This is a genomic window from Lysinibacillus sp. FSL K6-1151 (assembly GCF_038630755.1).
GTDB lineage: Bacteria > Bacillota > Bacilli > Bacillales_A > Planococcaceae > Lysinibacillus > Lysinibacillus fusiformis_D.
This window is the reverse complement of record NZ_CP152040.1, coordinates 227,682-248,028: the sequence shown is the minus strand read 5'-3', so window position 1 is coordinate 248,028 and position 20,347 is coordinate 227,682. Positions and strand designations below refer to the sequence as shown.

At 36.4% G+C, this 20,347-nt stretch carries 12 protein-coding genes and 1 riboswitch; of the genes, 3 read left to right on the top strand and 9 right to left on the bottom strand.

Features of this window, described 5'->3' with window-relative positions; translation table 11 throughout:
- Positions 1 to 37: 37 nt before the first annotated feature.
- A riboswitch (TPP riboswitch) is annotated at positions 38 to 152 on the bottom strand.
- Positions 153 to 230: 78 nt separating this feature from the next.
- From MHI04_RS01130 to MHI04_RS01120, 3 genes are all read right to left on the bottom strand, one after another.
- Complete coding sequence (locus tag MHI04_RS01130; protein ID WP_089934019.1) at positions 231 to 1,160, bottom strand: AEC family transporter; 930 nt, start codon at positions 1,158 to 1,160, stop codon at positions 231 to 233.
- 111 nt (positions 1,161 to 1,271) lie between these two features.
- Positions 1,272 to 3,374: a methyl-accepting chemotaxis protein gene (locus MHI04_RS01125; protein WP_089934016.1), complete on the bottom strand. Its 2,103-nt coding sequence runs from the start codon at positions 3,372 to 3,374 to the stop codon at positions 1,272 to 1,274.
- Between the two features lie 211 nt (positions 3,375 to 3,585).
- On the bottom strand, positions 3,586 to 4,746 hold the full coding sequence (locus MHI04_RS01120; RefSeq protein ID WP_058845294.1) for a response regulator: 1,161 nt from the start codon (positions 4,744 to 4,746) through the stop codon (positions 3,586 to 3,588).
- Between the two features lie 211 nt (positions 4,747 to 4,957).
- On the opposite strand from MHI04_RS01120, the gene MHI04_RS01115 reads away from it, so the two are divergent.
- On the top strand, positions 4,958 to 7,927 hold the full coding sequence (locus tag MHI04_RS01115; protein WP_170829880.1) for an ATP-binding protein: 2,970 nt from the start codon (positions 4,958 to 4,960) through the stop codon (positions 7,925 to 7,927).
- Between the two features lie 758 nt (positions 7,928 to 8,685).
- Entirely contained in the window at positions 8,686 to 9,984 is a 1,299-nt protein-coding gene (locus tag MHI04_RS01110; RefSeq protein WP_089934009.1) for a hypothetical protein, read from the top strand.
- 106 nt (positions 9,985 to 10,090) lie between these two features.
- Here MHI04_RS01110 and MHI04_RS01105 read toward each other — a convergent pair whose 3' ends face one another.
- The 4 genes from MHI04_RS01105 to MHI04_RS01090 form a co-directional block, all read right to left on the bottom strand.
- Positions 10,091 to 12,013 carry an AraC family transcriptional regulator gene (locus tag MHI04_RS01105; RefSeq protein ID WP_271912099.1) on the bottom strand — a complete coding sequence of 641 codons (1,923 nt, stop codon included), beginning with the start codon at positions 12,011 to 12,013 and terminating at the stop codon, positions 10,091 to 10,093.
- 143 nt (positions 12,014 to 12,156) lie between these two features.
- Entirely contained in the window at positions 12,157 to 14,067 is a 1,911-nt protein-coding gene (locus MHI04_RS01100) for an AraC family transcriptional regulator (RefSeq protein ID WP_271912098.1), read from the bottom strand.
- A 189-nt stretch (positions 14,068 to 14,256) separates the two neighbouring features.
- Entirely contained in the window at positions 14,257 to 15,201 is a 945-nt protein-coding gene (locus tag MHI04_RS01095) for an ABC transporter substrate-binding protein (RefSeq protein WP_036125827.1), read from the bottom strand.
- A 100-nt stretch (positions 15,202 to 15,301) separates the two neighbouring features.
- Entirely contained in the window at positions 15,302 to 16,864 is a 1,563-nt protein-coding gene (locus MHI04_RS01090) for an AraC family transcriptional regulator (RefSeq protein WP_036125824.1), read from the bottom strand.
- 98 nt (positions 16,865 to 16,962) lie between these two features.
- On the opposite strand from MHI04_RS01090, the gene MHI04_RS01085 reads away from it, so the two are divergent.
- Positions 16,963 to 17,919: an ABC transporter substrate-binding protein gene (locus tag MHI04_RS01085; RefSeq protein WP_058845289.1), complete on the top strand. Its 957-nt coding sequence runs from the start codon at positions 16,963 to 16,965 to the stop codon at positions 17,917 to 17,919.
- Between the two features lie 38 nt (positions 17,920 to 17,957).
- Here MHI04_RS01085 and MHI04_RS01080 read toward each other — a convergent pair whose 3' ends face one another.
- Positions 17,958 to 18,929 carry an AraC family transcriptional regulator gene (locus tag MHI04_RS01080; protein ID WP_036125819.1) on the bottom strand — a complete coding sequence of 324 codons (972 nt, stop codon included), beginning with the start codon at positions 18,927 to 18,929 and terminating at the stop codon, positions 17,958 to 17,960.
- Positions 18,930 to 19,018: 89 nt separating this feature from the next.
- Positions 19,019 to 20,185: an MFS transporter gene (locus tag MHI04_RS01075; protein ID WP_342535283.1), complete on the bottom strand. Its 1,167-nt coding sequence runs from the start codon at positions 20,183 to 20,185 to the stop codon at positions 19,019 to 19,021.
- Positions 20,186 to 20,347: the final 162 nt, after the last annotated feature.

Below are 20,347 nucleotides of genomic sequence, written 5' to 3'. Positions count from 1 at the left end.
GAATGTAAAGGTCTAGTAATTGCACACGACATACGATGCAATAGCTTCTTAACTTTCCCACGCTGGTATGAGCCAGATCAGGTCCAAAGGGTCAAGAAACTTCTAAGCGTCTCCCTCTCAGCCTGACTCATCAGACTCCCCTAGTTAATACTATTTAGTTTGATGCTAGTGTAGCAGATATTTCTAAGAGATGGAAGTTTTCCATTCAATATTTTAAAATTTTCATCCAACTAAGTAAATAATACTTCCGCAAAATAAATCACGATCGTTACTGTTAGACAGCTCACAATGGTTGAAAATAAAACAGTTTGCGCAGCTGTAGCTGATTCCACATCGTATTCTAATGCTAGACTAGAGCTATTGCGAGATGTTGGGAAGGCACTGGCTATAAACAGAGATTGTGCGACAACTCCATCTAACCCCAATACATAAATAATGACCAATGCTACAGCTGGTCCGATAACTAATCTTGTAAAACAGCTAACAAAAACAGTTTTATTAAACATAGATTTGATTTCAAGCTGTGATAATTGTGCGCCTAATGTAATTAAGGCTACAGCAATAAATCCATCTGCGACATGCTCTACAGGTATTTTGATAAACTGCGGTATACCAATATTAAAATAGTTCATAGCGACACCAATAATTAGCGCATGAATAATGGGCATTTTAAAGAAATCTTTGATGATTGTCATACCCGATTTCGTAGAGGAAATTAAATTGTACAAACCATATGTATAAGTTGTCATATTTTGAAATATAACGAGCATGACCTGAATGGCTACACCAATAGGTTGTGTTACAAAAATCATTTGGGCCACTGGAATACCATAATTTCCAGAGTTAATGAGCACAACACTATTTTTAAAGACGGCTGCCTCCGTTTTGGCCAAACCAAGCCCTTTCGCTAAAAAATGACTGAGTATCATTTGACTCCCAATAAAAAGCACAATAAATAACCCGACTTCTCCCAGAACAGACAGCTCTACACGTGTTTCATATAAATTCACAAAAACAGCGGCTGGCATAAAGCAATATGTAATAAGCTGAGACAATGCTTTTAAGTTAAAACGAAATTTCTTTTGTAGTATAGCGCCAAGTACAAGCAACACTAAAATAGGTGCAACAATTTGAAAGAAAATCATTCCGAGATACATCATATTGATGACCCCCTTCCCTTCATTATAGTAGTGCTGAATGGCTAACAGGTCAATGTCTCTTCCCTTCACCATTAAGAAAGACTGCCTATATATTTTAGGCAGCCTTTTTCTTTACGCTAGCTTAAATCGATTTACGACTTCTTGCAGTTCATTTGATATATCATTCATATTTTGAATAGACTCTGCTACTTTTTGTAACTCTGCTTGTTGATCCATTGCAGAAGCACTTACTTGTTCAGCAGAGGCAGCTGTTTCCTCTGAAATAGCAGATATACTTTGAATAGCCATAATTGCTTGATTTTTATGCTCTAACATACTAGATAACTTACTCATTAGTTCACTAATGGAAGCTGCAATTGAACGTGACAAGTCACTGCTATCTTTAAAGGCCATTTGTGTGCTTTGTACGGACTCATTTTGAGAATGCATTAAATCTGCATTCGAAGCAATAACAGCTACTGTCTGTTGGGAATTTTCGAGAATACTTTCTACCGTACTCTTAATAATTTCTGTTTCATTTTTAGATTGCTCTGCTAGCTTTCTTACTTCCTCTGCTACTACCGCAAACCCTTTTCCATGTTCGCCAGCACGAGCTGCCTCAATACTTGCATTTAAAGCTAACAGATTCGTTTGCTCTGTAATGCTTTGAATAGAAGCGATGATTTGATTAATATTGGCAATGTTAGAAGCTAATGATTCCATTTGCTGTTGAATACGCCCATTCATCTCATTTGTTTCTATATTATGTTCACGTAAACTATTAACCTCATGCAATCCCTTTTCTGTCGTTGCACTTGTTTTATGAGATAGCTCATCCATCTCATTGGATAGTGACGTAATGGCATCAATCTGATCAGATAGATCCATCATTCGATAATTGGTTTCTTCAGTATCCTCTGATTGCTTCGATGCACCTTGTGCAATTTCATTGATTGCTACTGAAACCTCTTGACTTGAAGCTACTATTTCATTAAAGACCTCATGCACTTGATTAGAAGATTGGTTCAATAATGTCGTAGAATTTAGCACTGTTTGTATTGCACTATTGGTTTTATCCAGCATATTATTATAAGCCAGTGCAACTGCACCAATCTCATCAGACTTAATATATTTCTCCTCTACTCTTTGTGTTAAATCCCCTTCTGCAGCTGTTTCAATGGATGCACGCAAAAATTGGAGTGGCTTTAACTGTTTGTAAATGAATAGCACACTTGCAACTGTCATCAAAACAACCATAATAATAGAAGAAATAATTGTAAATACAAAGACGTGGTTGTATGTCTCTAGAATTTTTGATTCAGGCAATACAATTTGAACAGTCCACGTCTCGTCAATATCCTCTAAAATCATTGGGGCAAATACATTAAATGCCTTTTCCTTAAACTGGTTAGAATCAACGTACATACTTGTAAGCTCATCATTTTCCATGGTCTTACTAATACTTGTCCAAGCTGGGTCCTCTTGCATATTGCGCCCATCTAGCTCTTCACCAAAACTGTTGGCTGTCAGTACACCCTTATTCGTAATAATGCCCGCATAACCACCCTCTGGTGCAACAGATTCTGTTAATCCATTTAAAAAATCTATCGATACATCCGCCGTCAATACACCAAAAAACGATCCAGAAGCATTGACTAACGGCACTGAAATGGTTGTCATTAATACGTTCTTTCCATTTACATTGTAATCATACGGCTCCGTTAAAACTGCGCGTCCGTCTTCTTTTGGCACCCAGTACCATTCAGAAACACTTTTATCATCGACCCCTTCAATTAAAGTGGTGCTGATCTTATTATCATCTTTGCTTAGGTATGGTCCAAAACGTTTTTTGGAATCGACTAAAGTAGCCTCTGCATTTGCATCTAACATAATAGAACCCTGCTCAAAGATTGCTCCAACACCAAGTAAATCATCATTGTTAGCTAGATTATTTTCCATAATGTCTAAGACACCCTTGGAAGATAAAGCATTATTCTTCTGCATGCTTTCAATGATTTGCTTTGTTGTTTGCAATGCCGTATTTGCTTTCTTGAAACGCTCACTCATAATAGCAGCCGAAGATTCAGCAGCCTGCACAGTTGCATATTCTGAGTCTTCCACACTTTGATTTTTTATAATAATTCCCGTTGTCACTGTATAGGATAAAAATAAGACTAGAAATAATCCTATAATTAGGGAAGATAGTTTTAATGCAATACCTTTAGATTTTTTCATAACTAACACCCCCACTTTTATAATAATGATAAAGGATGAAAGGTTGTATCACAATAAAATATTTAGCGAATAAAGTAGAATTTTACAGAGTTATAGAGAGAAATATGGACAAATCTACAACCAATATACATTTTTTAATAAGGGTCTTATGAACTATTAAAAACAAAAAGCTCTGTCTATGACAGAGCCTCTCATAACAAAATCATGTAGTTTAACTAAAGGTTTGAGCATGAGGCATAGCATTTGCTTGTTTCCAGCTTTCATACCAACTCTCAATTTCCTCGCTTGGTTCCACTGCCAAATGCTCCTGAAGCATTTTTTTTAATAACCAGTATTGCTCCTCAACAGCAGCTGTATTATTTAGAAGATCGTATAGCTTCATTAAAGTGAAGTAGTTTTCCTCTGCATCAGAAAAAAGTGCCTGGACTTTTTCCTGTACCTTTACTGCAGCCATGTAGTTCTCATTTTTTATGTAAAACTCGCTTAGCTGATGAGCATGGTGTAACCACAATCTCCTTAAGCGCTCTCGCTCACTTTCCGCCCATAGATAATCGCAATCTCCTAAATAATCTCCTGCATACATTTGGAATACTTTTTCATGTTCATCAACTGATGTCTCTTGCAATGGGGGTAATGATTTTAAACAGGACAGCCACTGTTCTACATCCACTACAACATTTTCAACTAAGAGCTTATAGCCAGAATTCAGCAAAGGACTTGAAATTTGCACACCATCCATTCCATAATTTTTTAATGTTTGACGGATTGTATAGATAGCTGTATAAAGCTGTTTAGATGCTTTATCGATATCAGACTCCGGCCAAAATAATTCTAAAATCGTATCACGATAAATCATTTCATCACGGTGATTTAGCATGAAGGCAAATAGCTCTTTGGCTTTAGATGTACGCCATTTCATGAGCTGTGTATGACCATCTGGTGTAACAACATTAAGACCGCCAAAAAGCTTAATAATTGTATGTTTAGGCGGAACTTTTTTATGTTTATTATTTATGTGTTCTAGACGTTCTAAGGTCTTTTCTAAACGAACATTTTGTACAGGCTTTAATAAGTAATCAATAGCATGTAGATTAAATGCATCTATTGCGTATTGATCAAACCCTGTTGTAAAAACGATTTCTACATCGGGCAATAACTCTTGAATTTTTTCCCCTAATGCTAAACCATCCAAATCAGGCATCACGATATCTAAAAATACAGCATTTGGCTGTAGCGTTTGGATCTCTTCAATTGCTTTTAGAGAATCGGTGTATTCTCCTACTATTTCAATTTCCGGGACATTACTTTTTTCAAGTAAGGTTTTTAGTCTCGTTAATGGTAAAATTTCATCATCTACTAGCACGATTCTCACATTGACCCCTCCTAAAAAACTATTCCTTTACTTATTATCGTATAATTATTAAAAGAATTGATAGAATAACCATTACTTTTGAAGGAGAAATAACTCTATTTGTCGAAATCTATTATTTATGATGAAAAAGAAAATACTTTCCAAAAATTTTACTATTTTTCTAATTGCCGGGTTATTCTTTTGTTTTCTAACTTTGATACGCTTCACTTGGATGAATTTCACAAATATTTCAACAGGGATCGATGCTATCCAAGGGACTGTTAATTTAAGAAATATTGATACAAGCCATAATTTTATAATTAAGCTACAAAAGGAATGGGAATTCTACCCTAATATCCTTCTTGCTTCAGAAAATACCCAATCAGTGGAACAACATAAAGTTTATACAAATCAACCAGAATCTTGGGATCAGTATTTTCAACATAATGATGAGGTTCATTATGGTTCTTATCGTTTAAAAATTCTCAAAGAACACACTGCACCTCAGATGTATGGCATTACGATTCCTGAAGGTTTAGCTCCCTATGAGCTTTACATAGATGGTCAATTCATTGGTGGACTAGGGAATCTTACAGCGGATTATACTCAAACGGCTCCTATTGGCAGACCTGTAACCCATTATTTTACGCTTAATACTAATGAAAGCGAAATTATTATCCAAGGTGTTCAAACAAACCCATATGTACAAGGCGGGTTTCAAAAAGAAATTATTTTTGGCGATTTGCACTCTATGGAACAATCAAAAACCTTTTCCATTACAACTCAAATGGCGGTTTGCTTAGTCTTTATTTTTTATCTATTATTTACGATTCTACTTTGGATTATCGGTATTCGGGATAAATCTCTTCTTTATTTTGCCTTGATTATTGTTTCAACCTGTGTAACCGTACTCGTTTCTAGCAATAAAATTTTATTTAGCTACATACCTATCAATTGGATTTGGGCAAACAAATTATTTTATTTTTCTTATATTAACAATATGATGTTTTTCGTTTTGTTCCTACGTGAATTGATGAAGGAATACGCTAAGCCTAAAATATTAACGATTGTTCCTTTGCTATGTGCTACCTATTTATTATTTATTGTAGTAACCCCGATAGAATACATTTTTAAAACAAAAATGATATTCATAATACTTTTCATCGTCTCGCCTATTATTATAACGATTTTCACATTGTCTATCGTGATAAAAGGTCAAAAAGGCGTAATATTTTTATTATTAACAGGGACAGCAGTAGTCACTAATTCATTATTTTTCTCTATAAGACAAAATGCTACTCTACCTTATAGTCATTATCCTTTTGATTTATTAATTGGTATAACGGCATTATCCGCATTTTGGTTTACACGCTATTTTCAATCAACCTTACAAACTGAAAAGCTTTCTGTGAAATTACAAAAAGAAATAAGTACAAAGGATGATTTTCTAGCAAATACCTCTCATGAGCTGCGAAACCCTTTGCACGGCATGATGAGCATCGCCCAAACTTTGTTAGCAAAACAGGAAACTAAAGAAGATCAAAGTGATTTAAAACTATTGGTAAGAATCGGCAATCACATGACCCATATGCTAGATGATTTATTAGATCTAGTAAAGCTAAAAGAAAAAACGCTTCGACTGCAGCCCAAACCTTTGAATGCTTATAATCTCGCAAGTGGGGTTAGCAATATGTTTCGTTTTATGCTGAAAGGAAAACCAATTGAGCTTATCATACGGATACCTACTAATTCACCTTTTGTGTTAGCAGATGAGACACGATTAATTCAAATTTTTTCCAACCTAATTCATAATGCCATTAAATTTACAGAGCAGGGCTCCATTACGATTGATGCCGAAGTGGTTGGTAAAAAATTATATATTTCCGTTACAGATACAGGGATTGGCATTGAAAAGGATATGCAAGAAAGAATATTCGACCCTTATGAGCAAGTTGATTCAACAATGACGTCGGTAAGTGGGGGCCTCGGATTAGGCTTAAGTATTTGCCAAGAGCTTATATCTTTGCACGGTGGGACAATATCGTTGACTTCCACTCTTGGGGAAGGCTCATCCTTTACGTTCTCCTTACCCATAGCAAAGACACAAACAGTGGAATACAGTGACTCCACTACTGAAATGGATACAACATTATTAAAATTTACGTCATTGTTAAATGATTTATCGCAAATGAAAGAAAGCTTTGCCGCTTCCACTGAAGAAACTACTTTGGTGACCAGTCAGGCAAGAATTCTTGTCGTGGATGATGATGCTGTAAACTTACAAGTTCTCGTGAATGCATTTTCGACTGAACCCTTTGAAATTGAAACAGCTTTAAGTGGGACCGAAGCTCTTAGAAAACTACAAGAGAGTAGCTTTGATTTAGTTATTTCCGACATTATGATGCCGCATATGTCTGGCTATGAATTGGCAAAGTACATTCGTGAAAAATTCTCAATTTCAGAGCTGCCCATATTATTTTTAACAGCTCGACAGCAAAGTGAAGATATTCGACTCGCCTTTTTAAGTGGAGCAAATGACTACATTAGGAAACCAATGGAATACATGGAGCTTAAATCACGTGTTCAAGCACTCATTCAGATGAAGCAATCTAGTGAGGAACGTCTTCGCATTGAAGCTGCATGGCTCCAAGCACAAATTCAACCTCACTTTTTCTTCAATACACTGAATTCTATTATTTCTTTAAATGGAGTAGATGATGAAAAAATGGAGGAATTACTACTGGCCTTTAGTGATTACCTACAAATGAGTTTCGATTTCCAAAATGTCGATTTAGTCGTGCCTATCGACTATGAATTAAAGCTTGTACGCGCCTATATTGCAATTGAACAAATTCGCTTTGGTGACAGGATACGAGTTGTGTGGAATATTCCTAATCAGATGAGTCTGTTTGTTCCTCCACTGTCGTTACAAACCTTGGTCGAAAATGCTATCCAGCATGGTATTTTACCTCGTCGAGAGGGGGGTACTGTGACCATCTGCATCAAAGAGATGGAGAAGCTTTTTACAATAGCCATTTCTGATAACGGTGTTGGCTTTGAACATAGGATACCTGAAAAGAAAACAAGCGTAGGTCTTGTCAATACGGAACAACGTCTAAAGCAATTATTTGGCGTGGAATTAACGATAAACAGTGTCATTGATCAAGGCACAACCATCGCCTTCTCCATTCCAAAAACTTAAAGGCGAATGATGTCGTTCTAACCGCCAGTTTGGAAGCTGAATCCGTCACTTTATGAGCTCTATTCATCTCTTCCAGAAATCCTATCCATTGCACGAACAAAAAAGACTAGGCTTACAAAAGAAGCCTAGTCTTTCTTGGTTTGCTTACAGTTTAAGACATTGACAAGATTACATAAAATAGCTTACTACATGGTACTGAACAAATCCTGAACATCCTTGTATTTTTCATGTATCACATTCGTAACTTTTGACTGTTCAGCTGCTTAATTTTCTTTTCTGCTTAGTTTGCTTGTAACCGTTCCCTTCTTGGCTCTCTATCTACTGTTAATCTGTTCAATGTCTACATACCACCCAAATTAATACTTCATCACATCATGAATATTTTCAGCGATTTGTCGATTTTCTTATGTACCTGTTACAACATAATACTTTGATGAATTGTTCATTTTCTTCTTTTGAACAGTACCTAGTGATGCATTTTTAACCTTCGGGATCAATTGTAACCAATTGACTCACCATGCTCTCTACTCAACATCTCCTGTTTTTCCCATTAAATTTCTATTATCTTTACAAATATAACTTCCTCTATAGGTACTGAAGTTATATGATGCTCACATAAATTTTATAACCAATCTACCTAATCATCTAAAAAATGCATAAAAAGATCCTAGGCTATGATAAAATTGATTTAACACCAAATCTTGGATAGATTCCCACTGCATCTACCATGAAAAATAAAATAGGAGGCTTCTCTTAGTATGAAAAACAAAAAAAGATTGGCTTTGCTGTCTTTAGTTGCTATCCCTTCACTTCTTTACAGTGCACCAGCATCAGCAGCTGAAGTTACAGAGCCATCAAAAATAGCCTACACATACAATAATAACTACTACTACAATTCTAATGTCTGGAATGTTATTCAGCTCATATCAATCATTGATGATCGATATTCCTCATTCCAAACAAGATTGGAATCGGCTCTCAAAGCTTATAACAACTTGACTGAAACAGAAAAACAGTATGTTACTAATTATGACGTACTTTCCAATCATCAACATACTAGAATTTTATATCGTAAACTCGCTTCACAAATTGAAGAAAAACTAGCTTCTGTAGAACCTACCGCAGTAAATTATTATGAAAATGTTTTGGCTACAAGGGAGTGGTTCAATTCTTTAAACGCTGCACAGAAAACATTTGTTAATGCTGAAACACAGAGAATACTATCATCATATATAAGTCCAAATACGACAATTGACAAAGTAGTAACGAAAATACAATTATTAAATTCTTCACGCTTAAGCTTCCATCAAGAAGTTGAGGCAGCACGTGCTGAATATAATGCATTACGAAAATTTACAAATGCTTATTTACCGTATGGTACAGAGCAACTATTATTAGAGGCTGAACGACTTGTCGTAAAGGATAAAGCTGCTGCCAAAGATGTAGAAAATGCCATTGCTGCTCTATCACCTAAAACATCTACAATTAAGGATGTACAAAAGGTTAAAACTGCGTTTGAGGCGCTAACACCCGTGCAGCAACAAATAGTTCCAAATGTGTCTATTTTAATTGATTTTGTGAATGGTAAATATAAACTTCCAACACAATCAGTTGAAAATACAAAACCTAATTTTTCCAATATTGCCGCATTGCCTGGTAAAACAACGGCTATGTCTAGAAATAGAAATGATTATAGTGCAAAAATAAATGTCACTGACCCAGGAGTTCACACAGAAAGATTTATCTTAACTACCAAATCTAATATGACATTAATTATTCCTTCTCTCTCAACTTTAGTGGATAAGGATACTACTGGTGTCATAGAAATTCAGCTTAAAAGAAAATTAAATAACATTACATTCAAGATGACACTCAATAATAAACCTATAGAATTCGAGGAAAACATCGAATTAATTATTAACAATTTGCCTAAAAATGCTTCCATTATTCAAAGGAACGATTTAGGTGAGAAGTTGCATACTAACTTCTATGTTGATGGAAATCGCCATATTGTTCAAGCAACTACGTCTGGCACATTCCAAATTATAAGAAAATAAGCATGACGCTTCTGAAAGAAGAAACAACTAAATTCAAGTTAGTTGTTCCAGACTGTAGACAAAAGCCCCATAAACGATATTTATGGGGCACTCTCTAATGTTTATACTATTTTGTCGTAGCTACTAGGTTGTCCACGATGAAATCTAGCTGCTTTGTTAATGAATAAATGTCGTTATAGTAACAAAAACCAAAATCCATTTCAATCAGCCTTCCTTCTTTAACGGCTGGGATATTAGACCAAACTGGGTGATCTGTTAAATCCACCATTCCTTCGTAGGATGAACGGAACACAAAATCACCTGCATAATCTGTTAGTACTTCTAAAGAAACATTGATTGCCTCATCCGTGTTGTTTTTGTCATCAATTTTCTTTTGAATAATATCAGGTGCTTTCAAACCTAAATACTCATAAATAGCTTGGGAACCACGTCCATAGGTATAGCTTGTCACTACGGACATTTGTCCTTTGCCGCCTTCCATAATACTAACTGTTTTATCTAAAATACCTGCCTCTTTCAACTTCTCTTGACTGTTCTCTACTTTTGTATAGAAATTAGCTAAAAGCTCTTTTGCTTCTTTCTCTTTCCCTAATACTTCACCAATCTTCGTTAAACGGTCATCCAGTGATGTAGAGAAATCGATCATGACAGTAGGTGCAATTTTTTGCATTTGCTCATACAGCTCATCCTTACTTGGGATAATGATGACGTCAGGTTTTAATTGGATTACTGCCTCCACATTTGGTTCGAACCACTCACCTAAACTTTCAACTGTTTTTAATTCTTCCTCAAATGCTGCTCCCTCTTGTATTTTAGAGGAGCCCACTGGTGTCACATCAAAAGCTAGTACATCACCTGTATAATACATCACCACTACTCGCTCAGGATTTACAGGTATTTCTACATCTCCTTTCATAGTGGATACAATTTTTGTTTGTGATTCGCTGACTGCTTGTGCCGTAGAGGCCTGTTTTTCCCCGCTTCCAGTATTTGTTGTTGCTCCACTACTGCAAGCATTTAATAAAAGTGTCAGACATAGAAAGAGTGTTGCAATAGCTGATAATCCTCTTTTATTCATTGGTTCATACTTCCTTTCATTATATTGATAACCATTCTCAATATAATCTTGGAAGCTCCAATCGACAATAGAGTATCTTTCAGACATTGAAGGACTATCTTTTACTAGACGATTCAACTGTTCCCTTTGACGAAATTTTGTGGGGGAAACGCCTACTCTCTTTTTGAATAGTCTACTAAAATAATAAACATCGTTATAGCCGACACCCATTGCGATATCGCGCAAGCTAGCATTTGTCTGCTCAAGCAAAATAGAAGCTTTTTCAATACGGAGCTGAATTAAATACTCAATCGGACTACAACCTATTTGTTGCTTGAATTGAATGGATAAATGGGATGGACTATAGCGTAATGCCTTCGCAATTGATTCTAAAGTCAATGGCTGTGCATAATTTTCTTCTAGATAGGCTTTAATTTGACTAGAGACATTCAGCTTTTGAATGTCGATACTGTCTTGTTCTAACTGCTTGAAAATCTCATTTAATAATTGATAGAATAGCGATTTAATGGTAAATTTGCTGAGATTATTAGCATTTCCCCATTCTATATACATATAATGTATTTTTTTAAACATAGTAATAGGTGAGTTAGGTATAAGACTGTATTGATAGTTGAAAGGATTATTGCTTTGCATGGCTCTTGCTATCATTTTATTAAGGGTTAAAGGAATGGAAGCTCGATAAAATACCATGTAGTATTCAAACCCTTTGTCTGTTGCCACGATTTGCAAAGTGGAGCCTTTTCCACCGTGAATAAGATGAAAGCCCTCTAGTGTATAGTTTGTTAAATCGATCTGGATTTCTGCACCTCCACCTGTGGCAAAAAGAAACATATTAGCAGGCAATTTATATAATTTCCCAATCTCTTCAGGTTTAAATAGTTCATATCGTATATCGAGTACTTTAATCGTTGCATGATTCCAAAGAAAAAAAAACTCCTCTTTTGGCAGCATCCTACATCATTCCTTCCAATTATCACTATCTCCCAGTTTATTATAATTGATAATCGTTCTCAATACATTTTTCTACAATCATGCATGAAACATAGAAAAATCACTCAAACATCCAATGCTTGAGTGATTTTATGGAATCCCATTTATTTTGCTTTTGCATGCTGTACTAGCATTTCTGTCACTTCTTCAATTTGTCCTAGGATTGAAATAGGATCTGAAAACCAGAAACTCCAGCCATCAATTTCAAAAATTTGATCATCTTGCACAGCATCTAGCGTTTTCCAAACTGGTTCGTTTTTATAATCATATGTTTCTGTCGCTTTATCAACAGCCACAAAAATATAATCACCCGCATAATCTGGAAGTAATTCAGGTGATAATTCCAGCCACGGCTTTTCAGGATCAATTTCCTCTACTACTTTTGCGGGTGGAGTTAGCCCAAGCCCATCATAAAATGATCGCCCTGTATAACCATTACCATATAATGTTATGTTATTTTTTGCTCCACCAGCAAAAATCGTCACGGTTTGATCCTTACCAATGATATCTTGAACCGTTTGTCTCGCTTTTGCTACCCTTTGACTATAGTCATCTAACCAAGCCTTCACTTCTTCTTCTTTATCTAAAATTTTACTAAACTCCTCCAATGTTGCATCCATTTCTAAATTAAAGGGTATTAAAACTGTAGGCGCTATTTTAGCATATGCTTCGTATTTCTTATCATCCCCAGTAATGATAAGGTCGGGCTTCAAATCAACTACTGCTTCAAGGGATTCTTCAAAATAAGTAATTCCTTCATTATGCTCCTTCAGGTAAGGGCTTTTCATATAAAGCTCCTGTGTTCCAACTGGTTTAATGCCCATAGTTAATAAAAAACCTGGGTAATAATCGGTTACGATACGTTCTGGGTCAACAGGAATCTCGACATCCCCCTTCACAGTGGATACAATTTTGGTTGTCGACTGTACTTCCGTTGACTCATTAGCTGGTGCTTTTGTTTCTCCATTATTAGAAGCTGTGATAGCAGTACCAGAGCATGCACTAAGCAATAAAGTGAAGCATAGCAATAAAGTCGCCATCATAGAGGACTTTGCTTTTTTATTCATCGATAAATCTCCTTTTGCTTTATATTGATAATAATTATCATTATCAATATAATGTCGTATCCACTTTTTATCATTAGACAAAGAAAGCCGATACATAGGACGATACGATTTATGCTTATCTGGCTGTTGTTTAAATTGCATTGGGGTTTGCCCACTGTACTTTTTAAAGATACGGATAAAATAAGAGACATCTTCATAGCCAACACTCGACGCAATCTCCTGCAAGCTCGAAGTGGTATGTAATAATAACTGCTGTGCTTTTTGTATTCTTATCTGGATAAGATAATCAATAATACTTCTACCCGTCTTCTGCTTAAATTGCTTAGCTATATAGGGCACACTATAATTCAACATTTGAGCAAGCGATTCTCGTGTAATCGGTTGATTGTAATATTCTTCTATATAATTTTGAATTTGCTCCACAAGGTCCGGCTGTTGAACAATGACCTGCTGTTGATGTAATTGCTGCAAAAGTTCATAAATGAATTGATAAAAAAGGACTTTGACATGAAAATGGGCTAGATTGCCCTGTTTGAGCCACTCTCGGTGCATAGTTTCGATTTTTTCCTGTAATGTGAGCGCATTCGAAATTTGAAAAACATATTGAAGCTGAAAAGGTTTTTCACGTTCCCACAATGCTAGCAAATTTTTTCTATGAGGAAGAGGTAACGTCGCTTTGTAGAGAATTAAATAGTACTCCAAACTATCTTCTACAGCACTAATATGCAGGCAGCTCCCTTTACCAACATGCACTATATAAAAATTTTCTATCTTATAGGCTTTACTGTCTAATAATACTTTAGCCTTTCCCTTTATTGCGTACAAAAAACCGCTTGCTGGCACACGATAGGAGCTAAGCTGTTCATCACTTTGCATCCTTGTATAACGAATATCAAACAATTGAATGGAAGCAGCCTTCCACAAAAGGATATGGTCATCTATGTTCACTGTTTGTTTTCACACCTTTCTAGTCAAAGCATAGAATGGTACCTCATGTGAATATTATAAATGATAAACATTCTCAATAATATATTAAAATGAAACAACAAAAAAGAAGCACCTTTATTGCTAAAGTTGCTTCCTTTTTTACTTGCTAAAAACCATCGTACTAATAAATTATCTGCACAACTCACCCTGTTATTTTTTAGTCGTTAGCCATTTGGTTAATTCCTCAACCTGAGCCAACACTGCTGTAGGGTCATAGTACCACGAACGTTCCTCAGGCCAAACATAAAGATGATCGTTTTTTACAGCTGGTAGGCTGCCCCATATTGGATCATTTTTAAAATCTTCAACTGTGCGACCATCTGCAGTTAAAATGATGTAGTCTCCTGTATAATCTGCTAGCACCTCTTTTGAAATTTCAACCCACTGCTTTTCCATAATTTCGTCTGCTACTTTAGCGGGTGGCTTACGACCAAGCGACTGATAAACTGGCTGTCCACCACGTCCAAAGTTATCGCCATAAGCATAATAAGATTTGCCTGCATCTTCAATAATAGAAAAGCTTGCATCCTCTGGAATAATAGCATCTACCAGTGCTTTTGCATCGGCAATCTTTTGATCGTATTGTGCGAGCCAATCCTTCGCTTCCTGCTCTTTGTCAAGCAATTCACCAAAATATGTAAGCTCTTCATGTGCATTCTTTAATTCACCATAAGGGATGACAACTGTCGGTGCAATTTTACTTAAGGCATCGTAATTTTCCCCATTGCCCGTAATAATTAAATCTGGTTTGAGTGATATAACTTTTTCAATCGATGGTTTTCCATAATCACCGATTTCTTCTACATCCTTTAATCCATCCTTTAAATAATAGTTTTCAAGAGCCAACCCAGGAGCTCCCACTGGTTTCACGTCCAATACAAGCAAACTAGCAATATATTCCTCTGCTACGATACGCTGTGGATTAGTCGGAATAACAATTTCGCCATTTGTCGTCTGGACCGTTTTTGTCTCTGCTTCTTTTGTATCTTGTTCTGTAGTTGAACTAGTGTTTTTTTCATTTTCCCCACAAGCCGTTAACAAAAGAAGTAATAGAAGAAACAGTGGTGCTATGAATTTTCTATTTTGTCTAAGCATTTTTTCCCTCCATACACATTAGTTGATAATCATTCTCAATAATTGTAGAAGAAAGTAAAATAACTGTCTATGCATGGAAGTGATTTGTTCCCTTGTACTTTTATGATGTTAGTACTTCCATTAATTTTTGTAATTGAGCCACTGTAGATAATGGGTCATAGCCATAAAATAATTCATATTGATTCATAAAGTACATCTGCTTCTTTTGCACTGCCGTAAGTGACCGCCATTTTTCTGACTGCAATACTGTTAAGAGACACTCCTTTCCAAAATCGGTTGTAGGAAGAGCCGTAACGAATATATAATCAGCTGGAAAGTACACAATATCTTCAATATCTACTGTTAAGTAGCCTGTTTGTTCAATGTTTTTCGTGACTATCGCATCTGGTCGACTAAAGCCTAAATCCTCATATAATATATGACTTCCTCTCCCATGACTACTATTTAAACAATATGCTTGATGACTACCTATTTCCCAAACAATAGCGGTACCCCTTCTTGACCCAAGTTGTTGATCAAGAATATAGTTACAATGCGCTATTTGTTCATCATATTGCTGAAGCCAGCTCTTACACACTTCTCGCCTATCAACAATATCGGCAATCAGCCCAAATTGCTCTCGCCAACTCAATTGTCTACATGGTAGCTCGAATACAGGGGCTACTGACAGTAATGCTTGTTTCTCCTTGCCACCACTGTAGTTAACAATAACATCTGGACATGCTGCGGTTATCTCCTGATAATTTGACGTAATAGCATACTCATAGCCTTTAAGCCTCTGCAAAGAGGGTACTGGCTCGATGCCCTCCAGAAATGGAGAATACACCCCCAACACTGGCGTAATGCCCAGAGCAAGTAAGCAGGCTGTATGATTGGTATTAAGCGCAATGACACGCTTCGATTTTTGATAATAAACTGTCGGTGACATACCCACTAATTCTTTAAATTTCCTACTTAAATAAGTACCCTCACGGTAGCCAACCTCCTGGGCAAGATCATCTAATTTCGGCATCGCTAACAACAGCTTTTTCTGGGATTCTCGTATTCTTAGCAACGTTAAATATTCACTATATGTATGACCAGTATGCTTGTGGAAGGTACGTGAAAAATGCTCAGGACTTACTTGTGCATTTTCAGCCAGCTGCTCCCTTGTTAATTCTTCACGAAAATGTAGGTTGATATAATGAAGTACCTTATCAATCCATAGTTGTTGTTGTGTATTATCACGTAAATGGTTGTATAACACTTCAAGCATTTCACCAAATAATTTTTGTAAGTGAAACGGATTGTTACCTTGGGCGTCCGCTTCCTTTTCTATTTCTTTAGCTAGATTCATGAGCCGATAGGAGCCATGTTCAATTAAAATAGCATCTTGTAATAAATGATCCGTTTTAGAGCCATATGCACAGTATTGAATGACGATTCCGCTACTTTCACCTGTTTCAAGTAGATGAAAATCGTCAGTATCGTTCAACAGCATAACAGAATTTGAACTAAGCTGAATCTTCTTACCTTGGTGGGTGCACTCTACTTGTCCCTCATAAATGATGACAATAATAGGATGTGTGAAATGTGCTGCTTTGTCATTTAACATTTCTTGTAATGTCACTATTTGAATAGGTTGATAAAAAATATGGGACAGTAACTGACGATCTTTGTTCATTTCGTTTTATCTCCTAAACATCAAATTGATATTGATTATCATTTTCATTATAATGAAATAGCATGATAGAAATCAATTGAATTAGGAGGCTTATCGTTTTGACAAAATATATAAAACAGAATGTCTTGTTAATAGGCATTTTTATTATTTCCATCCTATTAGCTGCATGTGGAAATCAACCATCTTCCTCATCCGATACAACAAATGAAAAGAGCACTAATCGGGTTTTAACAGATGCCATCGGTCATGCAGTGACCATTCCCAAAAATCCTCAGCATGTCATTGCACCCTATTTAGAAGATCACCTTGTAGCATTGGGCATAAAGCCAGTTGCACAATGGTCAGTCAAAGGAGGTACCTCTATCCAAGGCTACCTTCAAGATTCATTAAAAGACATCCCAACAATTGAATTTGATCTTCCTTACGAAGCTGTTACAAGCTTTAATCCGGATTTAATTGTAATTGGTTCACCTGAAATTGCTGAAGGTGAAAAATACGAGCAATATAGCAAAATTGCGCCTACTTATGTCATGGGAGCAGAGGATAATAATTGGCGCAATAAGCTCTTAACAATGGGCGAAATTTTTGGTCAAACAGATACAGCAAAAAAAGTCCTTGCAGATTATGATCAATTTGCTAAAGAAGCTAAAGAAGATATTCACAACAAAGTTGGAAGCCCTTCTGCCACTGTCATCTGGAATATTAAAAATACAATTTATATGGTAAGTGACACAGCTTCTAGCGGTGTTGTTCTTTATGAGGATCTCGGACTACAAACACCAACCTTAGTAAAAGAGGTATCAGCCTCTGCTGCTGGTGATTGGTCACAGGTTTCTTTAGAAAAATTTATACAAATAGATGCTGACTATCTTTTTGTTATTAACAGTGATCATACAGGCAGCACTGAATTATTAAGTGATCCACTCTTAGCAAATATACCTGCTATTAAAAATGGCCATGTTTATGAATTTGACCAAAATTCAAGTTGGTTATATTCAGGGGCTATTGCTAATCGACAAATCATTCAAAATGTCGTAGATAGCATTGCTAAGTAAGAAAACCCCTCCAGCGTCAACATAACGCTGGAGGGGTTTTAGTGTGAACTATATTTTACAAATTCTCGAGGACTCAGCCCATACCTCTCCTTAAAAACCTCAGCAAAATGACTTGGATTCGAATACCCGACAGCATTTGCCACTTCCATGACATTCATTGTTCCATTTTGTAGTAAATAACAAGCCTTTTCTAATCGTTGCTCACGTAAGTAGCCAAATACTGTTGTGCCATACATTTCTTTAAATCCTTTTTTCAACTTATAATCATTTAAGCCAATTAAACGAGACAGCTCCATGAGTGAAGGAGGATTCACTATATTTCCTGCCATGATGGCTTTTGCTTGAGATAGTTTAGCTCTATCGTCCTGTGAAAATTCCATTGAATTAGTAGGATGAGAGAAAAAGGTTTGAAATGTTCTCGTTAAAAGCTGTAAAGCCATGCTTTCTAACTCCAAATTAGTCATCCGATTAGCTGCTATCCCTTCTAGCAGCTGTTTTACCATAAACAAATCAAGCGAATCTATCTTCTCTTGAAACAAACGATAGGGATATCCTTGAAGAACCTTAGAAAACTTGGTAGCACCGCCATTGCCATTGATTTTTTCCATGTAATGATTAAAAGTTGTTACGGGAATACCGATGCCAACCATCTGATAAGACTCATCTTTATTAAATAAAAAATTTGCCTCTACTTGCTCCATTAATTGCAAAGTACATGTTCCTGGCGTTACTTCATATTCACAATTAGAAATATGAACGCCACGTGTCCCTTGCAAGCAGTAGCTAACTTCCACCATTGGCTTCGCTGTAGAGATATACATTCGATGTTCTTGATGAAATGAATAATCCGATACAACCACCTCTAAATCTGCACGAGGCATAAAACGATGTATTGCCCCTTCCTTTATCGATGATTGGAATGTCATATATTGTGTTGCATTTTCCTGTGGTTTTAGTATCTCTAATGCATGAAAAAATTGAGTAAAATTTTGATGAAAGTCGATATTCATAGCGTTCACCATCCCTCAGTATTTTATTGAGAATGATTATCAATAATTAACCAAAGTATAGCAAAGGTACATCTTTTCCGCTATGAAATTTAGAATTCTTCTGTTGTTGCAGTAGTCATTGTAAATGCTAGCAGGATACATATAAAGAAAACTATCGCTCCAAAGCCATAAGCAACTGGAAATCCTCCAACATGCTCAATTAACCAACCTGCTAAACCAGGCCCCATCATTTGACCAACTGCATAAAAAATGGAAATAAATCCGATGGCAGATGCAATATATGGAGGTGGCACTTGCTGGCTTGCCTTCATCTGAATCAAGACAAGAACACCACCGAGTGATGAACCCCAAATAATAGAGGATAATATAAACCCTCCAATATTTTCAAACATTATTGGTAGTAAATCGCCGACAACCGATAGTAGTAATGCCGCTGTTAATGCCTTTTTAACACCCATTTTATCTGCTAACATTCCCCAGAATGGAGCGCCTCCAATCGACACGATTCCCGCAATGGCATAAATGGAACCTGCTAGTCCATTGGATAGCCCAAGGCTTTTCATATAGCTTGTTTGGTATAGATTAGGAATAAGATAGACTAGACCAACAGCAAAATAAATACCTGCAATGATATATAGCTGCTTATTGCGCCATGCTGTTGTTTTTTCCTGTATTGTATCCTTCTTAACAGGATTTGGTTGCTTTATCGTCCAGAACGCTAACAACATGACGATCAGTGTCAAAATCGCAAATACTAACCACGCCCCTCGCCATCCTAACGTAGGAAATTGTTGCAGCATAAAAGGGACGAGTAAGCCTGATAAAAGCATCCCAATTCCAGCTCCACTCATTAACAGTCCCATGACAGTCCCTCGTTTCTTAGGGTATAGCCTAATGGCTATAGATAGTAGTGGTGTATACACAAGTGCACTACCAGCGCCTGCAAAAAACAGTGTGATAGCAGCCTCCCAGAAACTAGTGACGAAAACTAGACCCATCAATCCTAAAACAACACAGACTCCTCCAACTAACAGAACATTTTTTGCACCAATGCGTATTGTGAGTACTCCTGAAAGTCCAACAGTTAGTAAATAGCCTAAAAACAGCATTGTACCTAAGTAACCAGACTGAGAGGTCGTAAGGCTTAACCCCTCCTGCATAAACGGTAAAATAATGCCATAGGCCATACGTGCAAATCCTGTCGTTGTAACAATTAATAGCATACCTGTTAAGACAAACCCCCAAAATTTTTTCATTTGTATACTCCTTTCATTACATGCATCTTAGTTCAATGAAAGGCCCATTTTCCACCTATGGAAGGATGCTTATACGGTTAAACGGATTTTATTTTCTGCCATTTAAAAGAGAAGACATTCGCTTTTTGGATAAACCTCAATGACCCATCTTTTGTTTGTCCA

What these genes read in the sequence shown, in the direction of transcription:
- MHI04_RS01130 (WP_089934019.1), bottom strand. Translation starts at nt 1,160, where the DNA reads ATGATGTATCTCGGAATGATTTTCTTTCAAATTGTTGCACCTATTTTA.
- MHI04_RS01125 (WP_089934016.1), bottom strand. Translation starts at nt 3,374, where the DNA reads ATGAAAAAATCTAAAGGTATTGCATTAAAACTATCTTCCCTAATTATA.
- MHI04_RS01115 (WP_170829880.1), top strand. Translation starts at nt 4,958, where the DNA reads ATGAATTTCACAAATATTTCAACAGGGATCGATGCTATCCAAGGGACT.
- MHI04_RS01110 (WP_089934009.1), top strand. Translation starts at nt 8,686, where the DNA reads ATGAAAAACAAAAAAAGATTGGCTTTGCTGTCTTTAGTTGCTATCCCT.
- MHI04_RS01105 (WP_271912099.1), bottom strand. Translation starts at nt 12,013, where the DNA reads ATGCTGCCAAAAGAGGAGTTTTTTTTTCTTTGGAATCATGCAACGATT.
- MHI04_RS01095 (WP_036125827.1), bottom strand. Translation starts at nt 15,201, where the DNA reads ATGCTTAGACAAAATAGAAAATTCATAGCACCACTGTTTCTTCTATTA.
- MHI04_RS01090 (WP_036125824.1), bottom strand. Translation starts at nt 16,864, where the DNA reads ATGAACAAAGATCGTCAGTTACTGTCCCATATTTTTTATCAACCTATT.
- MHI04_RS01080 (WP_036125819.1), bottom strand. Translation starts at nt 18,929, where the DNA reads ATGAATATCGACTTTCATCAAAATTTTACTCAATTTTTTCATGCATTA.
- MHI04_RS01075 (WP_342535283.1), bottom strand. Translation starts at nt 20,185, where the DNA reads ATGAAAAAATTTTGGGGGTTTGTCTTAACAGGTATGCTATTAATTGTT.